General features: G+C 44.0%; 19 protein-coding genes and 1 pseudogene. 3 read left to right on the plus strand and 17 right to left on the minus strand.

The window, feature by feature from the left end:
* Positions 1-44: 44 nt before the first annotated feature.
* The 4 genes from DNHGIG_RS07010 to DNHGIG_RS07025 all read right to left on the minus strand — a co-directional run bounded on the left by DNHGIG_RS07010 (position 45) and on the right by DNHGIG_RS07025 (position 4344).
* On the minus strand, positions 45-1268 hold the full coding sequence (locus tag DNHGIG_RS07010; protein WP_282197986.1) for an IS256 family transposase: 1224 nt from the start codon (positions 1266-1268) through the stop codon (positions 45-47).
* Between the two features lie 741 nt (positions 1269-2009).
* Positions 2010-3134 carry an IS4 family transposase gene (locus tag DNHGIG_RS07015; RefSeq protein ID WP_282197990.1) on the minus strand — a complete coding sequence of 375 codons (1125 nt, stop codon included), beginning with the start codon at positions 3132-3134 and terminating at the stop codon, positions 2010-2012.
* A gap of 120 nt (positions 3135-3254) precedes the next feature.
* Complete coding sequence (locus DNHGIG_RS07020) at positions 3255-3767, minus strand: DUF3600 domain-containing protein (protein WP_282199002.1); 513 nt, start codon at positions 3765-3767, stop codon at positions 3255-3257.
* Positions 3757-4344 (minus strand): sigma-70 family RNA polymerase sigma factor, encoded by a 588-nt coding sequence (locus DNHGIG_RS07025; RefSeq protein ID WP_282199003.1) that lies wholly within the window; start codon positions 4342-4344, stop codon positions 3757-3759. The genes DNHGIG_RS07020 and DNHGIG_RS07025 overlap by 11 nt, the downstream gene beginning before the upstream one ends.
* A 350-nt stretch (positions 4345-4694) precedes the next feature.
* On the opposite strand from DNHGIG_RS07025, the gene DNHGIG_RS07030 reads away from it, so the two are divergent.
* A complete protein-coding gene (locus DNHGIG_RS07030; protein WP_282199004.1) occupies positions 4695-5075 on the plus strand; it encodes a zinc ribbon domain-containing protein in 381 nt (126 codons plus the stop codon).
* 284 nt (positions 5076-5359) lie between these two features.
* Here DNHGIG_RS07030 and DNHGIG_RS07035 read toward each other — a convergent pair whose 3' ends face one another.
* From DNHGIG_RS07035 to DNHGIG_RS07045, 3 genes and pseudogenes are all read right to left on the minus strand, one after another.
* Complete coding sequence (locus DNHGIG_RS07035; protein ID WP_282199005.1) at positions 5360-6859, minus strand: malate:quinone oxidoreductase; 1500 nt, start codon at positions 6857-6859, stop codon at positions 5360-5362.
* A gap of 342 nt (positions 6860-7201) precedes the next feature.
* A pseudogene (locus tag DNHGIG_RS07040) lies at positions 7202-7347 on the minus strand (IS110 family transposase); the annotation flags it as partial.
* Between the two features lie 119 nt (positions 7348-7466).
* The gene (locus tag DNHGIG_RS07045) at positions 7467-8366 is read right to left on the minus strand and encodes a LysR family transcriptional regulator (protein ID WP_282199006.1); all 900 of its coding nucleotides are present in this window, start codon (positions 8364-8366) and stop codon (positions 7467-7469) included.
* A gap of 125 nt (positions 8367-8491) precedes the next feature.
* Here DNHGIG_RS07045 and DNHGIG_RS07050 point away from each other — a divergent pair, with 125 nt between their 5' ends.
* Positions 8492-9232 carry an SDR family NAD(P)-dependent oxidoreductase gene (locus tag DNHGIG_RS07050; protein ID WP_282199007.1) on the plus strand — a complete coding sequence of 247 codons (741 nt, stop codon included), beginning with the start codon at positions 8492-8494 and terminating at the stop codon, positions 9230-9232.
* 382 nt (positions 9233-9614) lie between these two features.
* On the opposite strand, the gene DNHGIG_RS07055 is transcribed toward DNHGIG_RS07050, so the two are convergent.
* The 6 genes from DNHGIG_RS07055 to DNHGIG_RS07080 all read right to left on the minus strand — a co-directional run bounded on the left by DNHGIG_RS07055 (position 9615) and on the right by DNHGIG_RS07080 (position 16259).
* The gene (locus DNHGIG_RS07055; RefSeq protein ID WP_282199008.1) at positions 9615-11852 is read right to left on the minus strand and encodes a P-loop NTPase family protein; all 2238 of its coding nucleotides are present in this window, start codon (positions 11850-11852) and stop codon (positions 9615-9617) included.
* A gap of 277 nt (positions 11853-12129) precedes the next feature.
* Complete coding sequence (locus tag DNHGIG_RS07060) at positions 12130-13632, minus strand: hypothetical protein (protein ID WP_282199009.1); 1503 nt, start codon at positions 13630-13632, stop codon at positions 12130-12132.
* 242 nt (positions 13633-13874) lie between these two features.
* Positions 13875-14054: a hypothetical protein gene (locus tag DNHGIG_RS07065; protein ID WP_282199010.1), complete on the minus strand. Its 180-nt coding sequence runs from the start codon at positions 14052-14054 to the stop codon at positions 13875-13877.
* 106 nt (positions 14055-14160) lie between these two features.
* A complete protein-coding gene (rlmH, locus tag DNHGIG_RS07070; RefSeq protein WP_282199011.1) occupies positions 14161-14640 on the minus strand; it encodes a 23S rRNA (pseudouridine(1915)-N(3))-methyltransferase RlmH in 480 nt (159 codons plus the stop codon).
* A 13-nt stretch (positions 14641-14653) separates the two neighbouring features.
* Positions 14654-14821 (minus strand): CxxH/CxxC protein, encoded by a 168-nt coding sequence (locus tag DNHGIG_RS07075; RefSeq protein ID WP_282199012.1) that lies wholly within the window; start codon positions 14819-14821, stop codon positions 14654-14656.
* Positions 14822-15092: 271 nt separating this feature from the next.
* Positions 15093-16259, minus strand: a complete 1167-nt coding sequence (locus DNHGIG_RS07080) for a S1C family serine protease (protein WP_282199013.1) — start codon at positions 16257-16259, stop codon at positions 15093-15095.
* Between the two features lie 199 nt (positions 16260-16458).
* On the opposite strand from DNHGIG_RS07080, the gene DNHGIG_RS07085 reads away from it, so the two are divergent.
* Positions 16459-16683, plus strand: coding sequence for a hypothetical protein (locus DNHGIG_RS07085; protein ID WP_282199014.1), 225 nt, complete (start codon positions 16459-16461; stop codon positions 16681-16683).
* A gap of 50 nt (positions 16684-16733) precedes the next feature.
* Here DNHGIG_RS07085 and DNHGIG_RS07090 read toward each other — a convergent pair whose 3' ends face one another.
* From DNHGIG_RS07090 to DNHGIG_RS07105, 4 genes are all read right to left on the minus strand, one after another.
* The gene (locus tag DNHGIG_RS07090; RefSeq protein WP_282201374.1) at positions 16734-17531 is read right to left on the minus strand and encodes an MBL fold metallo-hydrolase; all 798 of its coding nucleotides are present in this window, start codon (positions 17529-17531) and stop codon (positions 16734-16736) included.
* A gap of 117 nt (positions 17532-17648) precedes the next feature.
* Positions 17649-18515, minus strand: a complete 867-nt coding sequence (gene yycI, locus DNHGIG_RS07095; protein WP_282199015.1) for a two-component system regulatory protein YycI — start codon at positions 18513-18515, stop codon at positions 17649-17651.
* Entirely contained in the window at positions 18502-19830 is a 1329-nt protein-coding gene (locus DNHGIG_RS07100; RefSeq protein WP_282199016.1) for a YycH family regulatory protein, read from the minus strand. The genes yycI and DNHGIG_RS07100 overlap by 14 nt, the downstream gene beginning before the upstream one ends.
* Positions 19830-21581, minus strand: coding sequence for an ATP-binding protein (locus tag DNHGIG_RS07105; protein ID WP_282199017.1), 1752 nt, complete (start codon positions 21579-21581; stop codon positions 19830-19832). Before DNHGIG_RS07105 ends, DNHGIG_RS07100 begins: the two co-directional genes overlap by 1 nt.

Below are 21581 nucleotides of genomic sequence, written 5' to 3' on the forward strand. Positions count from 1 at the left end.
TCCGAATTTGTGTGTAAAATCCCCTCTTTGGTAGAACAGGTCGTCTAGCGAAGATGGTGTACCTTGGAAGCCTGTTTCAAAGTCTCTTTCTGTACTTTGCGCCAATCCCAGTACTCAGTCATGTCCAGGTAGCGACGGCCCGTACTCCACTTCTCATCCATCTCCATCAGCAACGCACCAAGCAGCCGTAAGGCGGACTCTCGATTGGGAAAGATGCGGATCACCCGCTCGCGTCGACGGATTTCTTCGTTCAGGAGCTCCTGGCCATTGGTTGTGCGTAATCGCTTGCGATAACGTTCTGGAAGCTCCAATACAGCTGTCACATCGTCAAATCCTTCTTCAAGCACCCGCATAGCACGTGGAGCTTTTTCGTAATAGTCTTCGATCACCTGGTTCAGTAAGACTCTCGCCGTTTTTAAGTCAGGAGCGTCAAGAATCGCTCTTACACGCCCATAGACATCCCCTTGTAGGGACTTGGGTGTAGCATCCAGTAAGTTACGCATAAAATGAGTTTGACAACGTTGCCACGTACATCCCTGAAATTGCGCTTTTACGGCATTTACCAACCCACTATGGCTGTCCGAGACGACGATATCCACGCCTCGCAAGTCTCTGCTTTTGAGCCATGAAAAGAACTCTGTCCAGCTTGCTTCCGATTCGCTGTCTCCAAGCATCAGCCCCAGGATTTCACGATATCCTTCTTCGTTAATGCCCGTTGCGATCATGACACTCCGAGAACGCACACGTCCCTCTTCCCGGATTTTTAAAACCATGGCATCCACGATGAGAAAGGGATACGTATGCTCTCTAAGGTTCCGATTGTTCCAGGCATGTACAATGGGATCCAGGCGTTTACACAAGTCCGACACCGTTGATTTTGAGAACTCTGTTCCACACAATTCCTCCGTAATTTTGGCTACCTTACGGGTGGAGACCCCATTGACCACCATTTCCATTAAGGCTAAGACGAGAGCTTGTTCACTCCGCTGATAGCGCATGAAAAGGTCTGTAGAGAATTGACCATTCCGGAGTCTTGGAACGCGAAGCGTGAGCGTCCCTACTCGTGTAGTGAGAGTATGGGGGAGTGTACCATTCCGGTATCCTTGACGTTCTTCGGTACGCTCATACGGAGCTGCTTTCAGCTGTTCTGTAACCTGGGCCTGAAGGACCTGATTCAATACTTGCTCGATTAATCGAGCTACCGCTTCATCCCTCTGAAATAAACCGTGCAAAATTTCATCATTTAGGTTAATCTGATATTGAGCCATTTTCCATTCCTCCTTAGTAGATTAGTCGCCAACCTTATTCTACCAAAGAGGAAGCGAAATGGCTCAATTTTTGCTAGATTACTGAACCATTTTTACACAGTATATCGGACTCAACTCATGAGTCTGCATTTCTTGAGAAATGATCACCGTTAAGTTTATTGAAAGTAGTGACTATATCCCCTTTAGTTGGTAAATTTGGTTCTAGTGATATAATTTCCAGGAATCGATATCAAGTTCCTGTTTACACTTACGATTATTTGTGATAGCGTTCTCATTAACCCACCTTACATAAATCCCCGTAAATATAATCTCAATCTTTCGCTTTACTATCACTCGTGATACGGTTCACCGATCTTCACCTAAACACATAGTTGATTATGAACATAAGGTTTTCATTAATAATATACCACCCTTATTGGAATGGCCCTGTTAAAGGACGTGAGCAATCACGTCTTTTTTGATTTCATACATAAAACAATCCTTCCAATTGCCTCTCATAACAAAAGAAAAGCACCATCTACCACAGATGGTGATTGAATAGAGAATTACTTATTTATAACCACTAGTGTTGCATAAATTATAACTGAATTTTCTGCGTTTTAATCTAATGCTATTTTAACAAAATAAGGACAGAGCACGTTAAAGGTAGCCCCGCCCATTTGGTATAATATGTATATTCTAAAAAGAAAGGGTTCCGTTACTGTCCTGTATTCTGGCATGCCGATTCATTGCTGAGATCTCTTACCTTCGCCTTTTTTTCGATGATCTATTGTACTTGAACCATTCTATGTAATCGCACCATAAGAAGGCCTTTAGACTTCGAAGCAACTCCAATAAGCTTTTGGTAGTTTGAATTTGCATCTTCATTAGAATCATCAGACAATAGGTGATCAAAGCAAGATACACTTGGTTCCAAACCGCCGTTTCGGAGAGACCATAAAACGTTTTGATTCTCAAATGTTGTTTCATCCATTTAAAAAACAATTCGATTGCCCATCGTGTACGATATATGTCACTGATCTCTTCTGCTGACAAATCAAAACAGTTGGTAATAATTCTTATGTCATTGCCCTGTGAATCCTTTGCCTCGACCAGTCGAAGTACGTGATCCATGGGCTTTTGAGGGGATCCTAGCAACACTTTTGTGTCCGCAAGGACAGGACTCTCATGAAGCACTTGAGATTCCAGAAGGTAGAACGTTGCATTGTCCTTCAAACGGGTAACAAAGCCTATTCCCCTACGGCAATAATCATCAAATTTCTTGTAATCGACATAACCACGATCAAACACATAGATGGCTTCCGAATCATCAATCAAGGAATCCATTTGTGTGATGTCATTAGGCTTCGCCGTCGTTAGACGAATCTGTTCAGGATAGACTTCATCATGATCGACAAATGCCAAGCTCACGTGGATTTTTATTCCCGCTTTGGTTTTCCGAAAGCTCGCCCAGCGGTATTTTGATAAACATAAACTGATCGTAGTTGAGTCTATGATTTTGTATGGCTTCCGCCCGGCAGGGTTAGCAGCCATGCATTGGATTTTTCCAACTAAAGAAAAAAACAGATGAGCGAGTAGATCGGTATCCACCTGACGGTGTTTCCGTGAAAGTTGCGAATAGCTGATGGAATCTAATTGCAAGAATTCTTGCATATGAGGATTCAAGATATCTGCCGCAACGGCACGTAAACTTTCACGTTTTTGCAAGATGGCGTGCAGAAATAACAGGACGTAAGATTTCGTAGTAAGCTTCTTAGCGTATTTATCTTGTTGGTTTTGATCTACTTTTTCTTGAAAATTACACTGAAAAAGTGGTTCAACCCATTTACCAAATGCCGAAAGTAGGGTATCCTTATCCTTGTCCATAAGTGTATTTCCTTTCAATGGATTTGGACAGGACTACCTGACCTCTCCATTGTAAAGGATTTTTTTATTTAAGAGATGAAAAAAATAATAGAAGAATATTCTGAATTAATTAATGCAACACTAGTGATTTATAACTTTAGTATCAACAGAATGAGCACTGTTCAACTTATCAAAGTAAGGTTGTATTTCCTTTTTGATTTGCTCATATTTCTTTTGGTCTTCGGCACTTAAACGTTCAGGATGCAGATTCCCATGTATATCTGCCATCTTTACATTGTAATAAGCCATATCTTTAAGCAGTAGTATAAATTGCCCAAATTCCTCCGCACTCAACGTTGATTTTGCTCGTTGGAGTTTCGATTCTAAATGTTCGTAACCTTTTTGATTTCCACCAGCTTGAATGAAGTTTTCTTTAGAACCATATACTTGGTCGACGAGATAAGAATACGCGAACGCCCCTGATGGAATCAAAAACACTGCAACCAATGCTCCTGCTATCAATCGTTTTTTCATTTTAGCTCCTCCATTTTTAAACTCAATCCTACTTAGAATTTTTTCCTTCAATTCGGCTGATGGTTTAATCTTCTGAGCATTTTCCTGTAAGACACTACGAATTTGATTTTCAAAATTCATGTTGATTCTCCACCTTTCTTAAAAGATTTACTGAACTCTCCTTTTTTTGCCGTAGTTTTGTTAAAGCTGAATTGATTCTAGATTTCACCGTTCCTAGTGGAATATCAAGAATCTTCGCGACTTCCTCCTGTGAATAGTCGTTCAGATAATGAAGGATAATCACTTGCTTTAATTTGAACGGTAGATGCTGGATTGTATTAAGTAACTGTTCATTCGACAGGTTATCTACAACTCCATCGGAAAAATCAGGTTCAATTAAGATTTGGGGTTGTTCCATGTTTTTATTTGTAATTCGAAATCGCATCCACTTCTTTCTGCGATTGGAATTAACCTGCCGAATCACAATTCCCATTAACCATGAATGAAAAGATTTGGTTATATCAAATCTGGCTAGAGATTTGTGTAGTTGAATGTAAATCTCCTGTACCACATCCTCTAAATCCGATTTGTCCTCGAGCAAAAAATGAACGGTTTTGTAAACATTCCCAATCGTTTGTTCATAAATCTCACTAAAGGCTTCTCGATCACCAGCTAATGAAAGGCTGACGAGTTGATTAAGTTCATTCGAATTATTCATCCATCACTCCCCCTCAAACTTTTCACACTATATTGGCCTGAAACAGAAATATCGTTCGATTTTTTTTATCAAAAAGTGACTTCACGAAAACAAAATATTCAACTTGTTGTTTTTGCATTGTAATTCTCCAATCACCTAGGCTTCCATAATATACCTAATAGAGTGGGGGTATGAGAATATTCTTCGTCCTATTTTCTGTAATTTTTAATACTTTCGGTAAATTTCTTTTCGTAGCCTTAGCACCATTGGGAATATACGTTGCCTGTGTAGCAGATGGGCCTATTGGTTGGATAGTTGGCGCAGTAATATTTATTTTTTTCGCGCTGTGAAACGATAAGGAGGTATACAATATGCTTCAATCGAAGATAGCTATGATCTCCTCAAACCCTAAACTAGTAGGTAAACTGTGTGATCTTATTGGTTCAATGCCGAATATTGACTTTTCAACTATGGGTGGACTTTTCTTTTGGGACACATTAGCCGAGTCAGGTGGATGGAAACTTCAAAAGAATAAATTTACTGATCACTGCAGACTTCTCGATCCGAACAATATTAGAAGGGCTTGGGGATCAGAGAGAGCAATGATGAGCGCCTTGGAGAAGTTGCACTCTACTACTGCTTCCAATAGTCAGACAAGTAAATCGGATAGTAGGAAAGTTTATTGTCCAGAATGTGGTGAGAGAGTACCAGAAGGTAAGTTTTGTAAGGAATGCGGATCGAGGATGGAATAGTTCTACGGGTTTTATACTTTAAAAAACAATTGGAAAGAGCCTCTCTAAAACGGAGGCTCTAAAATTTGTGTCACTTATGATACGGTTCGCCACCTCTCTAAAAAAAGAACCTTCAATCCAAAGATTGATCAAAAGATCTGTGTTAAATCCCCAATTTATTCCATATAACTGTTTATTTCAATCATTTCCTTTTCAATCTCTTTATCATAGAAACGATTGTCCATAGATGAAAAAATGATGTGTTAACTTTTTTATTCAATTCCTTTGTTTCTACATCCAAAGGATTAACTATAGACCAGTTCTTTTTCGGTTAGACCAAGCGTCTGCGCCGTAGAAGTATGAATTTCTTGCAAAAGATCTGGATTTTCCACGAGTGACACGCCATAAGAAGGAATCATTTCTTTTATTTTCATTTCCCACTCCATCATATGTTGCGGGAAACATTTTTCTAATACCTCCAGCATAACATGAACGACAGTAGAAGCACCCGGAGAAGCGCCGAGCAACGCAGCGATCGATCCATCAGCGGCACATACAACTTCCGTACCAAATTGAAGTGTTCCTTTACCGCCTTCCTTTGTATCTTTGATCACTTGCACACGTTGGCCAGCTACCACGATATCCCAATCTTCACTTTTGGCGGTCGGAATAAACTCACGCAATTCTTCCATGCGCTGTTCATTCGATAACATCACTTGCTGGATCAGATACTTTGTCAATGCCATCTCTTTTATACCTGCCGCCAACATCGTCAAGATATTATCCAGTTTTATGGAACGGATCAAATCAAAATATGAACCCGTTTTCAAGAATTTTGGTGAGAAGCCGGCAAACGGTCCAAACAGCAATGTTTTTTGGTTTTCAATATATCTTGTATCAAGATGGGGAACAGACATTGGAGGAGCACCAACCTTAGCTTTACCGTATACTTTTGCATGGTGCATGGCTACGACTTTCGGATTTTTACATACCATAAACAGTCCGCTTACTGGGAATCCTCCAATATGTTTTGACTCAGGAATACCGGTTTTTTGCAACAAAGGCAGACTTCCGCCCCCCGCGCCGATAAAAACGAATTTTGCCGTATGGTATTCGATTTCACCGCTAACGAGATCATGCACTTTCACTTTCCACGAGCCGTCGCTCGCACGTTTAATATCCTTCACTTGATGCTTGTAGTTGATCTCGACGTTTTTACGCTTCAAGTGGTCAAACAACATGCGTGTTAATGCACCAAAGTTGACATCTGTTCCAGAGTCGATTCTCGTGGCCGCAATCGGTTCATTCACTTTACGGCCTTCCATGATAAGCGGAAACCATTCCCTCAATTTTGCAGGGTCATCAGAAAATTCCATACCTTTAAACAAGGGGATGTTTGAAAGCGCTTCAAAACGTTTTTTCAAAAACGCTACATTCTTTTCCCCTTGTACGAAGCTCATATGAGGGATTGGCATGATAAAGTCCTTCGGATTCCGAATCAGATTTCTGTTTACAAGATAAGACCAAAACTGTTTTGAAAGCTGAAATTGTTCATTCACTTTAATAGCTTTGCGAATATCGATAGATCCGTCAGATTTTTCGGGGGTATAGTTCAGCTCGCATAGTGCAGCATGTCCCGTACCTGCATTATTCCACTCGTTTGAGCTTTCTTTACCTGCCATTGCGAGTTTCTCAAACACTTTGATTTCCCATTCCGGTGCTAACTCTTTCAGCAATGTTCCCAAAGTCGCGCTCATGATTCCAGCACCAATTAAGATAACGTCTGTTTTATTCTCGTTGCTCATGATCCTCTTCCTTTTCCCCTATATTTGTTAAAAAAGAGTAGGCACTCCTGCTTAGGCGTTACAAAAGGAGGGCCTCCACCTCGGAACGCGCCTTCTGTCTCAATTAGACCATATCATAATCTATTATGATATTTATCGATTCAAATATCTACTATAATCTGATGGTAATCATCCAATTAGGGGCTGGTTAAGATGAGGAGTCCGTCTACAAGGGCCTGGGAACACACAATACCAAAGCCTTAACCCATCTTCTTGCAAGGGTTAAGGCTTTTATACTGACCACATGTGATTCCAGACACACTCTTGGTTATCTTGAGTATAGGATCAAAAGGGGGCATTTTTATATGTTTGTTTGCGTATCAAGAGATGGTAAACAATCGTCAAGATGCGATGGGCGACAGCCACAGCGGCGCGGTTTGCCCTTCTTCGAGCGTCGATACGGTGATAGAGACTAGACAATAGGTATTCCATGTACGAGCGGCTGCCTTTCAAGCACTATTTCAAACTTCCGCTTTACGATCACTTATGATACGGTTCACCTGAGTGGTTGTGGTAAAGCAGACCATTTTCACACACTCTTCTCTCAAACACGATGTAACGTATTGTCCTATAAAATATCAACCGATCGTTTATAAAGCTCCTGCTTGAGAAATCGATAAAGCTTTGAGCTTGCCAGCTTCAATGGATATTCTGATGTTTTGCAGAGGATGCCGAAAGTCATATCTATGAGACTACCGTTGATAGTCCGTACCGTGGTTCCTATAGGAACTGTCTTCAATACAGTATTTGGAACAAGGGCAATACCTAATCCGCTTTCGACATAGTATTTCAAAGCCGTCATACTCCCTATCTCCATCGTGTCTAATGAAATGTTCCCTGATTCCTGCAACACCATCTCAAGTTTTCTGCGGTACGGACAGGTTGCTGAAGTAATGAGAAGACGATGTCCCCGAATATCATCCGGCGCAATAACCTCTTTTTGAGCAAGCGGATGGTTCTCCGGCATCAAGACCACAAACTCTTCCTTAAATAACGGTTCAAAATAAAGATCAGAACCCAGATCGGGCGCCGAGCAAAGAGCCATATCAAGGTCCCCTTTGAGAAGTCGTTCACTCAACGTTGGCGTATTTGCAATGTCCACGGAGATACGGATTTTCGGATAGTGAGATAAAAACCTCTTCAAGATATCAGGTAATCGATAGCTGGCAGTTGGCTCCGTAACCCCTAAACGAATATTTCCCGCTTCACCTAATCGAATATTAGACAAGTTCGTTAGCAATTGCTCCATATTCTTTACAATTTGCAAACTTTGTTCGTAAAACAGTCTTCCGGCTTCTGTTAACCGAATTTTTTTCCCGCGTTCGATCAACTGAACGCCCAAGTCGGATTCAAGTTTTTGGATTTGCATCGTGACTGTGGATTGAGCATAATTCATTTCTTCAGCTGCACGGATAAAGCTCCCGAAGTTCACTATCATTTGAAACGTTTTTAATGTTTTAAGATCCATCTTAGTATCTCCATTCCACAATTCAAAGATTTTTAATGAATAATTTAATTTATTCAATTATAAAAATAACGAACGGCAATATACAATTCTTTTAGATAATGATTTAACAGAAGGAGATGACTGATATGGATTTAAAAAACAAAGTGGCACTCGTTACCGGCGGCGGTACTGGGATCGGTAGGGCTACATGCCTCGAACTGGCTAAGCGAGGTGCAGCCGTTGTAGTGAACTACTCGCGTTCTAAAGCCGATGCGGAAGAAACGGCACAAATCATCAATCATGAAGGTGGGCGCGCAATAGCCATACGAGCCGATGTTTCCCAAGACAAGGAAGTAAGGGAAATGGTCGATACCATTGTGCAACGATTCGGGACTGTTGATTTGCTTGTAAATAATGCCAGTATTACACGACATATTTCGTTTGACGATTTAGAAGCGGCAACGGAGGAAGTATGGGATGAGCTTTATGATGTTAATGTCAAAGGAATGTTTTACTGCGCGCGAGCCGTTGCCCCTTTTATGAAACGTAATAAACAAGGTGCGATAGTCAATCTTGGCAGCATTGCGGGCCAAACAGGGTTAGGCTCTTCGCTTCCATACGCCGTATCCAAAGCGGCAGTTCACGGTCTTACCAAATCGTTAGCACGTGCTCTAGCTCCAGACATCAGAGTCTGCTGCGTTGTACCGGGAGCCGTCGCGACAAGATGGTGGGCTGGAAGGGAAGAACAAATGAAGAGGTTAGCTCCGAATCTTCTGTTGCAGCGTATTTCAACACCCGAAGATATTGCTCAATTTATCTGTGCAGTCTTGGAACAAGAAGCGATGACAGGACAAATTATTACGATAGATAGCGGACAAACGTTGTAACATTCAAAATGACCGGACAAGTACGTGCTTGTTCGGTCATTTTATAATTACCATAGTTCAATTCCTTTGCATTTGAAGCGTTAAGCCTTAATTCCCCACTGTTTCAGGTTTACCATAATCTCCACTTTCCGCTTTACCTTCACTTGTGATACGGTTAACCTTAACGGTCATAACGGCGAAATTTTTGTCGCTGCTTGGTCCTCGAAGAGCCTCTGCAGTAAATGTCCTACCCGTTCCCTTCCGTAAGTAGTGTCAGTGGTGTAAGTAGCGAAAAGCTTGAGACGCTTCTTCTGTACCTCAGTCTCTCGCTTTGTCTTGATGCAAATGACCCCTCTGCATAGTTCGCAGAAGGGTCAGCGAATATAGTTTCAAAACATTATGATTAGACAAACCTGCCACCTTTCAATGTAATTGCAGTTTTTACTAGCTGTCTAATACCTAATAGATATTCATGTGACTGTGTTGTTGCCGCTTCTCCCGGAATCGGTGCAGCTTGATCGTAGATTCTCTCCATGTGTTCAATTCGTCTTTGTGCAGAACCCCTGCCGCTAAGATTAAAAGCATTATTCCAGGAAGTAAGTCGATCGGTCCAGAGACGCTGAGTTGTTAGGTCGAAGAGCTTGGAGTGAATTTCACGAGCAATTCTATCAACGGCATTCTTCTTTTCGTCGTCCGATACATTGCCTGGAACCCAACGAACAGGTTGGTTTAGATAAATTCTAATATGTTCCATTAATCGATCTTTAAGTTCTGATACTGGGCGGAGGTTATCGTATTCCCCATTATCATAGTTCAAAGCAAGACGGCGAGATAAGGCTTTTAATCTCGTCCAGTGCTGGGCTGGTTCATTAGATGAGCTTGCTTTACCAAAACGACCTCTCCATATATCATGAAATCTTTTGGTTGCATTTTGAACAGCAATTATCAAATTTGCCTCATCGTAAAAAGGGATTGCCTCTGATATCTTCTCCACAAAGATGCTTGTTTCTAAGGTAGAAATCAAATCTTTAAGTTGTTCAAGAGTGTGCTTATCTTTTTCTTGCATGACTTGATCTAAGTTTGCCAAGTAATACGAGCGCTCAGATAACAACAGATCCAGATTTACTGCAACTTCGTATCCCAATGTTTCTCTAATGTGAGAAACAACCTGATTTAAGGAAGCCCCGACGTGGTTAATTCGGCTTTTTCGAGTCGGTAAATTATCGCCTTTAAGTTCGTCAAGGTGAGTGAAGCAAATACGAAGCTTAGAGATGTGCCCACTAGCTACAAGTTCCTTAATAACAGATAAGGCAGCTGTTTGCATTGGCTGTTTCGCACTATCAACAAGTATAATTGCATCACAAGCATCAAACTTTCTAGATGTTTGTGAAGGTAAGCTACTTGTTGACGACACCGTGTGTCCTATACCCTGACCATCGATTAAAACCAATCTTGGCACGACGTTGTACCAGTTCGGCATAAATGGCCCCTTGACCCTAATGCCCTGAACTAAGGGCGTTAACAATTTTCCAAATTGAGGGGCATAGTTACTTGACAGCCTTCTCACATTTTCTATGAATGTTGTTCTATCCTTGGTGCGATACTTCCATGTTAAAGGCCATTGATCTCCATCATATTCTAATTCTCCATCTTTCAACAGTTTAAACCGTTCCGCCATCTCATCTAGAATTTCATCAACTAAAGCGTGGAATTCCTTCTTTTGCCTAAGCTCCTCATCGAAGATTTCCTCAAAAGCTGTCTTGTCTTCCGAATCCAAAGAATCAGGGTTAATGTTGAGTTCCTTAATTAGCTGTTCTTTTACTTTTGTACTTACCGAAGCAAGTTCGTTCACTTGGGCTAAGTAACCCTTAATTACTGCTAAAAATCTGCTCCTCTCTTCTGTAGTTACTCGGTGCTCATTGACGGACAACTCTTGGTCTTCATCTTCCTCTTCTTCATCGTCCAAATCTAAATTTGGGTCGCCGAGTACATAAAAAAATCGAAAACGTTGTTCGCTATGTTCAAGTAATCTCATGGAAACTGTGTTGTCATCCATGCCGTTTACTTTAGCTAGTACCGCAGCCATAACACAATCCTCAACATGAAGCCTGATTTCCCTGAGTTCAAAGAAAGTGACGATCGCTTCGTAATCACCCGGAGAACAAATAACTTCAATATCTGAGACAGTTGTTTTATTGGGTGATGTGGAGGGAAACCGGTCTTTTTTGGGGTCAGAACCTATAAATTGACGTAGCAAGGTGGTTTTCCCAGCCCCTGTAGATCCCACAAGAAGCACCTTTGCGTAGCCTTGATCCGCCCCAGGTAAAGGCAGATGAGCTTCTCTAAGGCTGTAATAGTCCGTGTTTTTGGGTTCCAAGTAGTCATAGAACGCAGCAACAATCTTCTCATTGTAGCGCAGAAGGGCTAACGGCTTGGCACTTAGGTCCCAAAGCGAACTGTCCGAAAGAATCTCATTCATTTGATCCACTAAGCGCTGTGCTTCGTTCTCATCAGTTGTTCCCAATCCTCTTCTTACCCTAAGTCCAACCTTACCTGTCGGATCTTTACGAACCGGATGCCTAAAAACAATTGACCAAGAATGCCTACCTACACCCTTCACCTTGCTCGCCGTATAACTCACACATCAACACCTCCTCATTATGTGTTCCAAATGTATGGCATTGTGTTCCAAAGTATGCATATTTGTATCCTACTGTTGCTGATCTGGGCAAAATTGTCAAGGATTTTTTCCAGTCTTTGCACAATGGGTGACTCTTTCAGACGTTTAAGTGATAAAAACTCAATTAATGGGGCAAACAAGCGAAAATATAGAAATAACCGAAGAGGGGGACCCCTTCGGTTACTCAAGAAATGTTAGTCACTGATAGTAAGGAATACTTTTCAAGCACCGATTCCCATCAAATCTTTCCATGGTTTAATCGGTCGTCGTTTATTGTGAAAACGTCAAGGTTGTCAGAAGATAATAACCTCAATTTGGCTTGATATTCTTTTTTGAGTGTTGATTCATTTTTGTTACCATAATGTAAAATGGCTAGTCTCTTACCTTCAACAGCCAAAGACCTGAAAAGCCCATTGATATGGCCATCATCTCCATTAAAGCCATACCCAATGATGCATATGATGTCCGATTCTCTAAATTTATCGTATAACTCAACGTATCTTTTCGACATTGTAATGGAAGTCAACGGCTTAATTCCGCTTTGGGTAAATATGAACGGTACAACGATGTGTTCATAGCTCGCTAGCTGCTGTTCAGTTGGGTTTATCAAAATGTTATTGCAATAAGGATCATAAAATTCTGATACACTGCCGTTGAGGTGAAATACAGGTACAGAAGAGAGCGTGGTGTTGTCAAGAACTTGCTCTGCAAAACTGTTATAATTTGTTGTTCCTATTGCAGTAATTGTTGCATACTTGGACAAGGACAATAAATCATGATAGTATCCTGGCCCATTGGCAATTTTATCAGGGTCAATGTTGCTGTGGGAACTTATGTACCTTCTAACCGTATGAAGAAAGATACTGATCCTAGTAAACTTTGCCCAATGTGCTTTCGGATTATAAAGATAGCGAAAATGGCTGTCGATTAGGGCCTGATAATCAATCGATTTTGAGTATATGTCCTCAAGAACTGTTCTCCCTAGCTCTGCCATGATCTCTTCTAGTGAACTGTTGGCTGAAACAGCATGCGGTTTTTCTTCAAGCACAATCTCCATACCCGTTTGGCCAACATTGCGGTAATCCAAACTGAAAATTCCTGATAAATCATCAAAAACCGATAGCCTCTCAGGGGCTGATTCAAACAATTCTTCGTTTAGTTTAGAAATTAGTCGCTGACCACAAGAACCGACAAGAAGTTCTAATATTGCTCGAATGGTACGTTGTAACTTTCGATGTTCGGGATTCGATTCCAAGGTTTTTAACATCGCGGAAAAGAAGGAGGACTCGAATAACTTTACACTATCAGCTAGACGGTTATTCAATTTTACAGCTTGTCCATATAAAATGTCCCCAATCTCAATATCCGTCTCTTTTTTAAACTTTGCTCGCAATTCATCCTCTGAAATGTGCCAGTTTTTAAGAAGGTTGTGAACGCCATGATCAAAATTGTCCAAGTATGACAGTATTTCTTCTCGTCTATTTTCCAAGCTGGAAGCAACAATGGCCTCATAATCCCCCCGTCCGAATACATGAACCCTCTTCTTTTGGTAGTCATTAGGCAACCACTTTACAGCATAGGTTGATGTATTGTTGATTTTCTCAAGTTGTTTACGAAACTCAGCTTTATCTTCATCAACTGGCGTTCGGAAGAGGTCTAATGCGAATTTTCCACCCGAGGGTAATCCATAACCAATTTCTGCGCCTGCTCCAAAAAATAACGATATTTTAGCCCCCGTCATTTTCCACACCTCACTTTACTTCAAAATGTTACGATTATTCTATTACAAATGATACCACGAATGTAATAGGTTGTGGAATCTGTGGATAACACACTATCAATCGATGTTGATGGATAATTTAATCAAGACATTCTCATAAAGCACCTCGAAAAACGTATATTTCCCTTTCCGAAAAGCAACTACCCCTTGGACGGTTTCTGGACGTTTAGCATCCATTTATCGCAAGGGGCGGGTAGTAGAAGTTATTCTTTTTTCGGTCGCGGATAATCCCGCATCAGCATATCGTCTTTATCGCCATGGTCGAGGTATTCGATAACTTCCTTCGGCTTCGGTGCCTTTATATATCGAAAGCCTCTTTTCGCTAGTTCGTTCTGACCGAACGTGCGGATTTCGCTCATACCGATCAGGTCAGGGTAGCCCATACGCTCGCCAGCTCCGTGACTTCGTTGAGCGTTTCTTCCCATAAACAATATTACACATTCCAAGTCTATTAAATGTATCAAAACTGTACTCGAAGAAATTTCGCCGTTACTTGTGATACGGCTCCCCCCGCATGATCCTGAACCCCCGGTACAACTGCTCCAGCAAAATCACGCGCACCATCTGATGAGGGAACGTGAAACTGGAGAAGGATAGCTTTAAATTCGCCCGCGTTAAAACAGAATGATGCAATCCTAATGAACCACCGATCACGAAGGCAAACGAACTATGCCCCATCGTGGTGAGGCGTTCCATCTCTTTGGCCCACTGTTCGGAAGTGAATGTCTTCCCTTCGATGGCGAGAGCCACGACATAATCGCGGTCTTTGATCTGCGCGAGGATGCGAGTGGCTTCTTTTTCTTTGATCGCTTCTTCTTCCGCCGGGGAGAGAGTATCGGGAGTGGACTCATCGACCACTTCCACGATCCGCAGTTTGGCATACGCGGAGAGGCGTTTGGCGTATTCCGCGACGGCTTGTGTCCAATATTTTTCCTTCAATTTGCCGACAGCGATGATGTTGATTTGCATAAGAAAGCCCTCCTTATACGATCAGGTACTTCGGAGGGCGTTCGCAGTACTCGCAATGCGCGGGTGCCTCCCATGCGGTGAAGGAAGTCTCCGCCAATACATAAATATCAGGAGATTGCTCGTATTCGTTCACGAAATCTTCGAGTGCTATCTCCACATGCTCTGCACATACAACAAACACTTGCCCACCCCGTTTCATATCTTCCAATTTCAGTATTATACCAGAACCATAGAGTAAGCATCAATCGAAACGCTACGCGTGACATGTAGCAACACATGGATTCAGAGCGTATGTCGAGAGAATATGTAGTTGAAAAAAGAGTGCCACAGATCATACATTCCTATACATAAAAAAATCCACCCGCTAAGGGGTGGATGATGCTGCTCAAACACCGCTATATTTACTCTGACTCAGTGATCCGCTGCTCTAGATCCGTATGCCGAACGATCCGCTAATTCTGCAGCGTTTGCAGTTTGACCGAGACCGTCTTTTGATTGTGTCCTCTGTAAACCGTTACTTGAACGGTATCACCCGGCTGCTTGGTGAACAGGTATTTTTTCAGATCGGACATATTCTTGACATCCTGATTGTCGATCTTGACGATCACGTCTCCTCTTTGCAAGCCGGCACTCTTCGCTTCGGGACTGAGAGTTTTGATGAGCACACCCTCATCTACGGGAACATCCGGACGATATTCTTCAGGCACATCGGAAAGATTATATCCGGCAACCCCCAACATCGGGCGGACGACTTTCCCGTTGTTCATCAATTGTTGGATGATTGGTTTGGCTTCATTGATCGGGATGGCAAAGCCGATGCCTTCGACACCGGTCATGGCGATTTTCGCCGAGTTGATACCGACCACCTGTCCGGCGATATTCACGAGCGCCCCGCCGGAGTTACCGGGGTTAATGGCAGCATCCGTTTGCAGAACCGTTTGGGTCATCAATTCCTGTCCGGTCTCCGGATCTTTGACGGGAAGATCCCGTTTCGTGGCCGAAATGACGCCGACGGTGACCGATTGCGCGAATGCTTGTCCCAGAGGATTACCGATAGCGATCGCCGGTTCCCCGATTTGCAACGCATCGGAGTTACCGAATTGCGCAGGCTGAATATCTTTGACCTTGTCAGCCGGCACTTGCAGGACGGCCAAATCGGTGTATTTGTCCTGACCGAGCACCTTTGCCTTCACCTGCTGATCCCCGATCACGACATCCACCTCGGATGCGCCTTCCACCACATGGTTATTGGTCACGATATGACCTTCTTTGTCAAAAAGGATCCCCGATCCGCTTCCCGTTTCCTGCGTTTGCGACTGATCCGACCAGAAATTATTCGTTTTCTGCAAATTGAGAACACCGACAATGGCAGGCTTCACTTTGTTCACCGCTTGGGTGACCTGGGAATTGACATTCACGGTAACACCCGTCGTTCCCACAGGCTTGTCAAGCGCGGGTGCCGTCGCTGACGGGATATTGATCCAATTGGATTTGATCATCGTAGGAACTAACGCTAACGTCGTACCTGAGCCAACCAAGGCTGAAACGACGATTAAGGCGAACCATTTAAGTGGTGACTGCCGTTTTGGGCGTGTATCGAAATCATCGTAAAAACCCATTCGACAAACCTCCTAATAACCACTGTAAGTCATTTCGTGAAACATAATTTTATTATACAAAGTGGGTGAACAGTGGAACAACTGTACCGTGATTCCTTTCACAAAACGTTCGTTATCCTACATATTTTTAACTTTCATGATTAAATACTTATCTATTTGCAAATACTAGATTGTAAAAAAGAAAAAGGAGGAATCCCACATGAAACGTATCCCGAAAATGCCTTCGGAAGTGGATCTATTCGCACAATTGGCCGACCTGAAAGAAGTCGATTATAAAAATACACTCGTCATCACAGCGGTTGTGGAGTTGCTTGTCGAAAAAGGAATTTTGGAACGGCGCGATGTCATACAAAAAGCGAAACAATTGGATCACAATCTTTCTCTGGAGATCGATCGGATCATTGAAGAAAAAACAAAACACTAGACACAGAACAATCAAACACGAACCGTCTGTCGAGTAACCCCAATGATGCGTCACCGTCTCGTGAGAGAACGGATGGGCGTCGGCTTTTTGCGGTACGTTTGATGCAATTGCACATCTTCTCCTACTTGTATACCCGCTCCCTGCAAGATCGTTTGCACGGTTAACTCGGCCAACTCAGGCACGTTATTATCGGGAGAAAGGTGTGCCAGATAGACATCTTGTGTATCGCCGCTGATCACTTCTGACAGCGCTTCGCCAGCCGCTTCATTGGAGAGATGCCCTTTGTCACTCAAAATCCTTCGTTTCACATTCCATGGATGCGGACCTACGCGCAACATCTCCACATCATGGTTCGATTCGAAAATGTAGGCATCCGCACCGGCAATTGTTTCTTTGACCCTTTCGCTCACATACCCCAGATCGGTGACATGTGTAAGTTTTGTTTCTCCCTCATAGATATTAAAGCCGACCGGTTCGTTACAGTCATGGGAAATCGTGAATGGCTCAATGGTGAGCTCGCCGAATTCCAGTTTGTCACCCGCCTTGATCACATGGCGGTCACTTTCCGGAATCCCTTCAACCACTTTATCCAACTCTCTCCAAGTCCCCTCTGTTGCATACACAGGGATTTGAAACCGCCTTGCCATCACTCCGACCCCTTTGATGTGGTCAGAATGTTCATGTGTAACAAGGATGGCATCGATCGATTCGCCGGATACGGCGATCTCTTCCAGAGCGGCTTGTATCTGCTTGCCAGATACTCCTGCGTCGATGAGCAAATGTACTCCATCGGCCCCTATATATGTACAATTCCCCGTACTACCGCTTGCCAACACACTAAACTTCATCGAAGCCATGAGCCCTCCTTTCCTAATTTTAGGGATTGGTTGAGCGTATTCAAAGCATGACATCCCACCGAAGCTACTACTCTCTGATTTGGCAGTGCCATCCATTAAGCATAGTAACTACCGTACTGTTTCCAGTTCTCCCGTCATTCCGTTGACAAAATAGACATTCTGATCCGTGGTGATTCGCCACATCGGTGCCAAATACCAAGATTCCGTATTAAAAGGCTTGCTGAAAAAACCGAGACGGATATCGCGAATGACTCTATTATGCGCCGGTACCGCAGATTTGTCCATGGACTCCGCCAATGAACGCAACGCACCGACCGCAGAGATCACCGGTCTCTTGTTTCCTTCTTCACCGATGACCTCTAAAGCCGACTGCTGAATCAAGGTAACCTGACCGTTTTGCAGGGTTACAAGTATCGGCGCGGAAAAAATGGGGTAACTCTGATACATTTGCAAATAGCGCACGGTTGCATCGTTTACTCCTTGCTTAAGGACACGATCCCCTCCATAGGAGAGTGGGTTCCATACGAATGTACCGATTTCCGCATACAAACGGTCAAAAATTCTGGGATCATCCGGCGATATCGTGACATGCATAGGGGTCACATCATAGAGCAGCTGACCTGAACCTTTGTACGTAATCGTACCCTTGTCCCCTTGATATTGTACCCAAGAGGGGTGGGAACTAGTGGTATCCGCCAACCGAGGATTTTTTAATAATTTTGAAGCGACCAGTTTCGGATCGACTTGCGCGTAACGCACGCGCAAGAATCCCAGCTCAGGGGTTTCCTTGGGAATATCCGTACCGAGCGTCAGATTGCGGCTTTGCAAGAGATCCCGCACTTCCGCCACTTGCTCCTCAAAGGACTGCACCGTTCCCGCCTCGACATTTCGTACCGCATAATACTGATAACCGAGCAAGAGATCCAACAGTAAAAATGTAAATATTAAGTAGGTCTTCGCTTTACTCCAGTCCATGCAACCATCCCCCATTATCTGCCCATAATTCTCCGCTGACAGCATCCACATGTACGGGGGATTCACCTTTTCTCTGGATGAACCAGACAGGCCTTAACAGGAAACGGTCTTTTTCCGCATACTCTGGCACATAACAGAGGGAAATATCGGTGATCGTCGTATTCGTAATCCCGCGTTTCCGTAATGAGTCCAATAACGCAGGACCCGAGAGAACATACGCATCCTCCCGTTTGACAAGCACTCCCGGATATACGACCGAACGAACCATCTCGAAAACGATATTGCCACGCATTTTTACTCGAATGGAAAAGTAAGAATCATCCATCGGCAAGCCGTTGATGTAACTGCGAAACAGATACGACGAAGTGATGTCCCGTTGCATCGAGCCGTCCACCGCCAAATAGGTTCCTTCCATTCCCCCGTGATCATTCACAAATTCGATGGCTTTCTCCAACGAATGATCCATTTCCTCCCCCGTCGTGTACAGATCAGTACTTGGATTTGTATAGTCGATCATTTTTGTGGATGAGGAGAATTGAACGCCACGGCTACCGTCTGTCAGGATAACGGATCCGTCCCGTTCCGCAATACGCCTCGTCAATGAAGGATCGACAAAAAACGAGGACATGAGTTGTGTTGTATTGAATACGTTTCTTTCATACGTATCGACTGGGACCTTCATCTTGTCACTCGGCAAGTAATACGCATGTTTTGCATCCCCGTATAATGCGTAGAGTGGAAGTTTTCCCGCCATGTTCCAGATCTCTAGGAGAGAATCCGCAGGAATTTGAACCTTTGCCCAATAGGCAGCCGTGTCCCCTTTTAACAAAAGCCGCATATTCCCATCCGCATCGTACATGAGATATAAGGAACGCGCTTTAAGAGAATTGAACATGCCGGAGGGGAGCGATAACGTCTGCGCCAAATACTGGGCTTGCACCTCAATCCCGTAATCATATTCGATCGAGCGTTTAGTAACGGTCGATTCCCATACGGATTCCGACCATGTCACAGGCGTAAATTCCGAGACGGTCGCTTTACGCAACAAATCACGAGTCATATGGTATGGGTCACTGTCTGGAAGGATGACTGCATGCCTGCCATCCCCCAAATGTACCAATATGCGCGTCGGTTGCAGCACTTGTGTCACCGTTTTCCCTGGGCCCCATGCGGTTCCACCGACATATCCGGAGGAGTCCACCGCTTCATAGACGGGAACGCTATACCACAGTTTGAATGACAAGACGACAGAAAAGAGCACAAGCACCGTTAAGATCCATGTCTTCACCGTCTCGATATGAATCTTCGCACGCACTACGCCACCCCTTCTTTCGCGACAGGCAACGTGAACAAAACGGTCGTCCCTCGTCCCAATTCGCTCTCGATTTGGATTTTGCCCCCGTGCTTTTCAATGATCTGCTGGGCAATCGACAGGCCTAGTCCCGTTCCTCCCAATTTGCGGGAACGCGCTTTGTCTACGCGATAAAAACGTTCAAAGATCCGCGGCAAATCTTTCTTGGGAATACCGATTCCCGTATCGATCACTTTTACGACAACCATATCGCCGTCCCGGGATGCGGCGAGACGGATCATCCCTTTTTCCGGCGTATATTTAAGCGCATTGGAAATCAGGTTATCCAAGACTTGATCCAGCTTGTCCCGATCCACCACGACTTGAGGCAGGCGGGGTTCCACCTCGACAAACATACCGATCCCCTGATTCCTGCATTGAACCGAAAAACGTTCCACCGCACGATCAAGCAGCCCTGCCAAGGATTGAGGGGAAAAGTTCCATCCTTCCGTACCGGAATCGAAGCGGGACAATTGTAACAGATCGTTTACCAACCGAACCATTCGATCCGTCTCGTTGTGAATGACGCGCAAGAAATGGGCTGACAATTGCGGGTCATACATCGCTCCGTCTTCCAAAGCCTCTATATAACTCTTGAGTGTGGTCAAAGGTGTACGGATTTCATGCGAAACGTTAGCGACAAAATCTCTCCTCGCTTTTTCCTCTTTCTCTTCTTCCGTAATGTCGCGCAAGACGATCACTTGTCCCGGTTTTTCCCCTTCGGCCCCCTTTAATGTCGATGCGTACGCGTAGAGGATGCGCCCATCCGGACCGCGAAACTTCATTTCCGGTCCTTCCCACTCATCCACTTCCAACACCTCATGCAAAGGATGGTTGATCAAATCTTTTTCCTCCACCATCAAGAGCTCTTGCGCAACCGGATTCGCCAGCAAAATAAGGCCCTGTGCAGATACGGCGATCACGCCGTCAGACATATGAGCGAGAATCGCTTCCATTTTATCTTTTTCTTGTTCATTCTCTGCCAGGGCATCCCGCAACCGGTGTGTCAAGTAGTTAAACGTGAGTCCCAGTTCCCCGATCTCATCATCTCCCTTGACAGCCACTTCTTGGCCAAAGTCCCCTTTGGCCATCGCTTTCGCTTTTTTCGTAATTTCCATGATCGGGTGAGTGATCGTACGGGCCAGCATGATCCCCAGAATCGCCGTCAAAACCAGCGCGATCAGAATCCCTGTATAGAAGATCCAGTTGATCTCCGACATCGTTTGGTAGATCGTCTTCATCGGCGCCACGAGGTAGACGGCTCCGATAACTTGGCCCGCATCCCGTACAGGAACGGCAAGAAATGTATAGCGCATTCCCGTCTTTTCATCCACACGGATGACTTCTTCCTTCGTTCCGGACAGCGCCCACGTCACTTCCGTGCGCACGCGTTTCTGCCCCACATACGAACGGTCTTCAGATGTGGCGACGATGATCCCGTTTTTGTTCAAGATGTAGATATCGGCACCTGTCAGTTCCGCAAAGGAGCGGGCGAGGTTCTCCAAATCACCGTCCGCTTCATCCGTCACTTCCTTTTCAAGATAGTGCGGCACCAATTCGGCCAACAAACCGGCTTGAGAATTGATCGTTTTTGAGAAATTGCCCAAAAAGTACATGTTTAACGATCGGATAAAGTACACGCCGATCAATTGCATCGCAAACAAGATCAGTAACAAGTAAATCATGACCAATTTCCAGCGTATACTGCGAAACAA

It is taken from the genome of Collibacillus ludicampi, from assembly GCF_023705585.1.
Taxonomy (GTDB): Bacteria; Bacillota; Bacilli; order Tumebacillales; family BOQE01; genus Collibacillus; species Collibacillus ludicampi.

Coding starts and splice junctions, on each gene's coding strand:
- DNHGIG_RS07010 (WP_282197986.1), bottom strand. CDS start 1,268: ATGGCTCAATATCAGATTAACCTAAATGATGAAATTTTGCACGGTTTA.
- DNHGIG_RS07015 (WP_282197990.1), bottom strand. CDS start 3,134: ATGGACAAGGATAAGGATACCCTACTTTCGGCATTTGGTAAATGGGTT.
- DNHGIG_RS07020 (WP_282199002.1), bottom strand. CDS start 3,767: ATGAATTTTGAAAATCAAATTCGTAGTGTCTTACAGGAAAATGCTCAG.
- DNHGIG_RS07025 (WP_282199003.1), bottom strand. CDS start 4,344: ATGAATAATTCGAATGAACTTAATCAACTCGTCAGCCTTTCATTAGCT.
- DNHGIG_RS07030 (WP_282199004.1), top strand. CDS start 4,695: ATGCTTCAATCGAAGATAGCTATGATCTCCTCAAACCCTAAACTAGTA.
- DNHGIG_RS07035 (WP_282199005.1), bottom strand. CDS start 6,859: ATGAGCAACGAGAATAAAACAGACGTTATCTTAATTGGTGCTGGAATC.
- DNHGIG_RS07045 (WP_282199006.1), bottom strand. CDS start 8,366: ATGGATCTTAAAACATTAAAAACGTTTCAAATGATAGTGAACTTCGGG.
- DNHGIG_RS07050 (WP_282199007.1), top strand. CDS start 8,492: ATGGATTTAAAAAACAAAGTGGCACTCGTTACCGGCGGCGGTACTGGG.
- DNHGIG_RS07060 (WP_282199009.1), bottom strand. CDS start 13,632: ATGACGGGGGCTAAAATATCGTTATTTTTTGGAGCAGGCGCAGAAATT.
- DNHGIG_RS07065 (WP_282199010.1), bottom strand. CDS start 14,054: ATGGGCTACCCTGACCTGATCGGTATGAGCGAAATCCGCACGTTCGGT.
- rlmH (WP_282199011.1), bottom strand. CDS start 14,640: ATGCAAATCAACATCATCGCTGTCGGCAAATTGAAGGAAAAATATTGG.
- DNHGIG_RS07080 (WP_282199013.1), bottom strand. CDS start 16,259: ATGGGTTTTTACGATGATTTCGATACACGCCCAAAACGGCAGTCACCA.
- DNHGIG_RS07085 (WP_282199014.1), top strand. CDS start 16,459: ATGAAACGTATCCCGAAAATGCCTTCGGAAGTGGATCTATTCGCACAA.
- DNHGIG_RS07090 (WP_282201374.1), bottom strand. CDS start 17,531: ATGAAGTTTAGTGTGTTGGCAAGCGGTAGTACGGGGAATTGTACATAT.
- yycI (WP_282199015.1), bottom strand. CDS start 18,515: ATGGACTGGAGTAAAGCGAAGACCTACTTAATATTTACATTTTTACTG.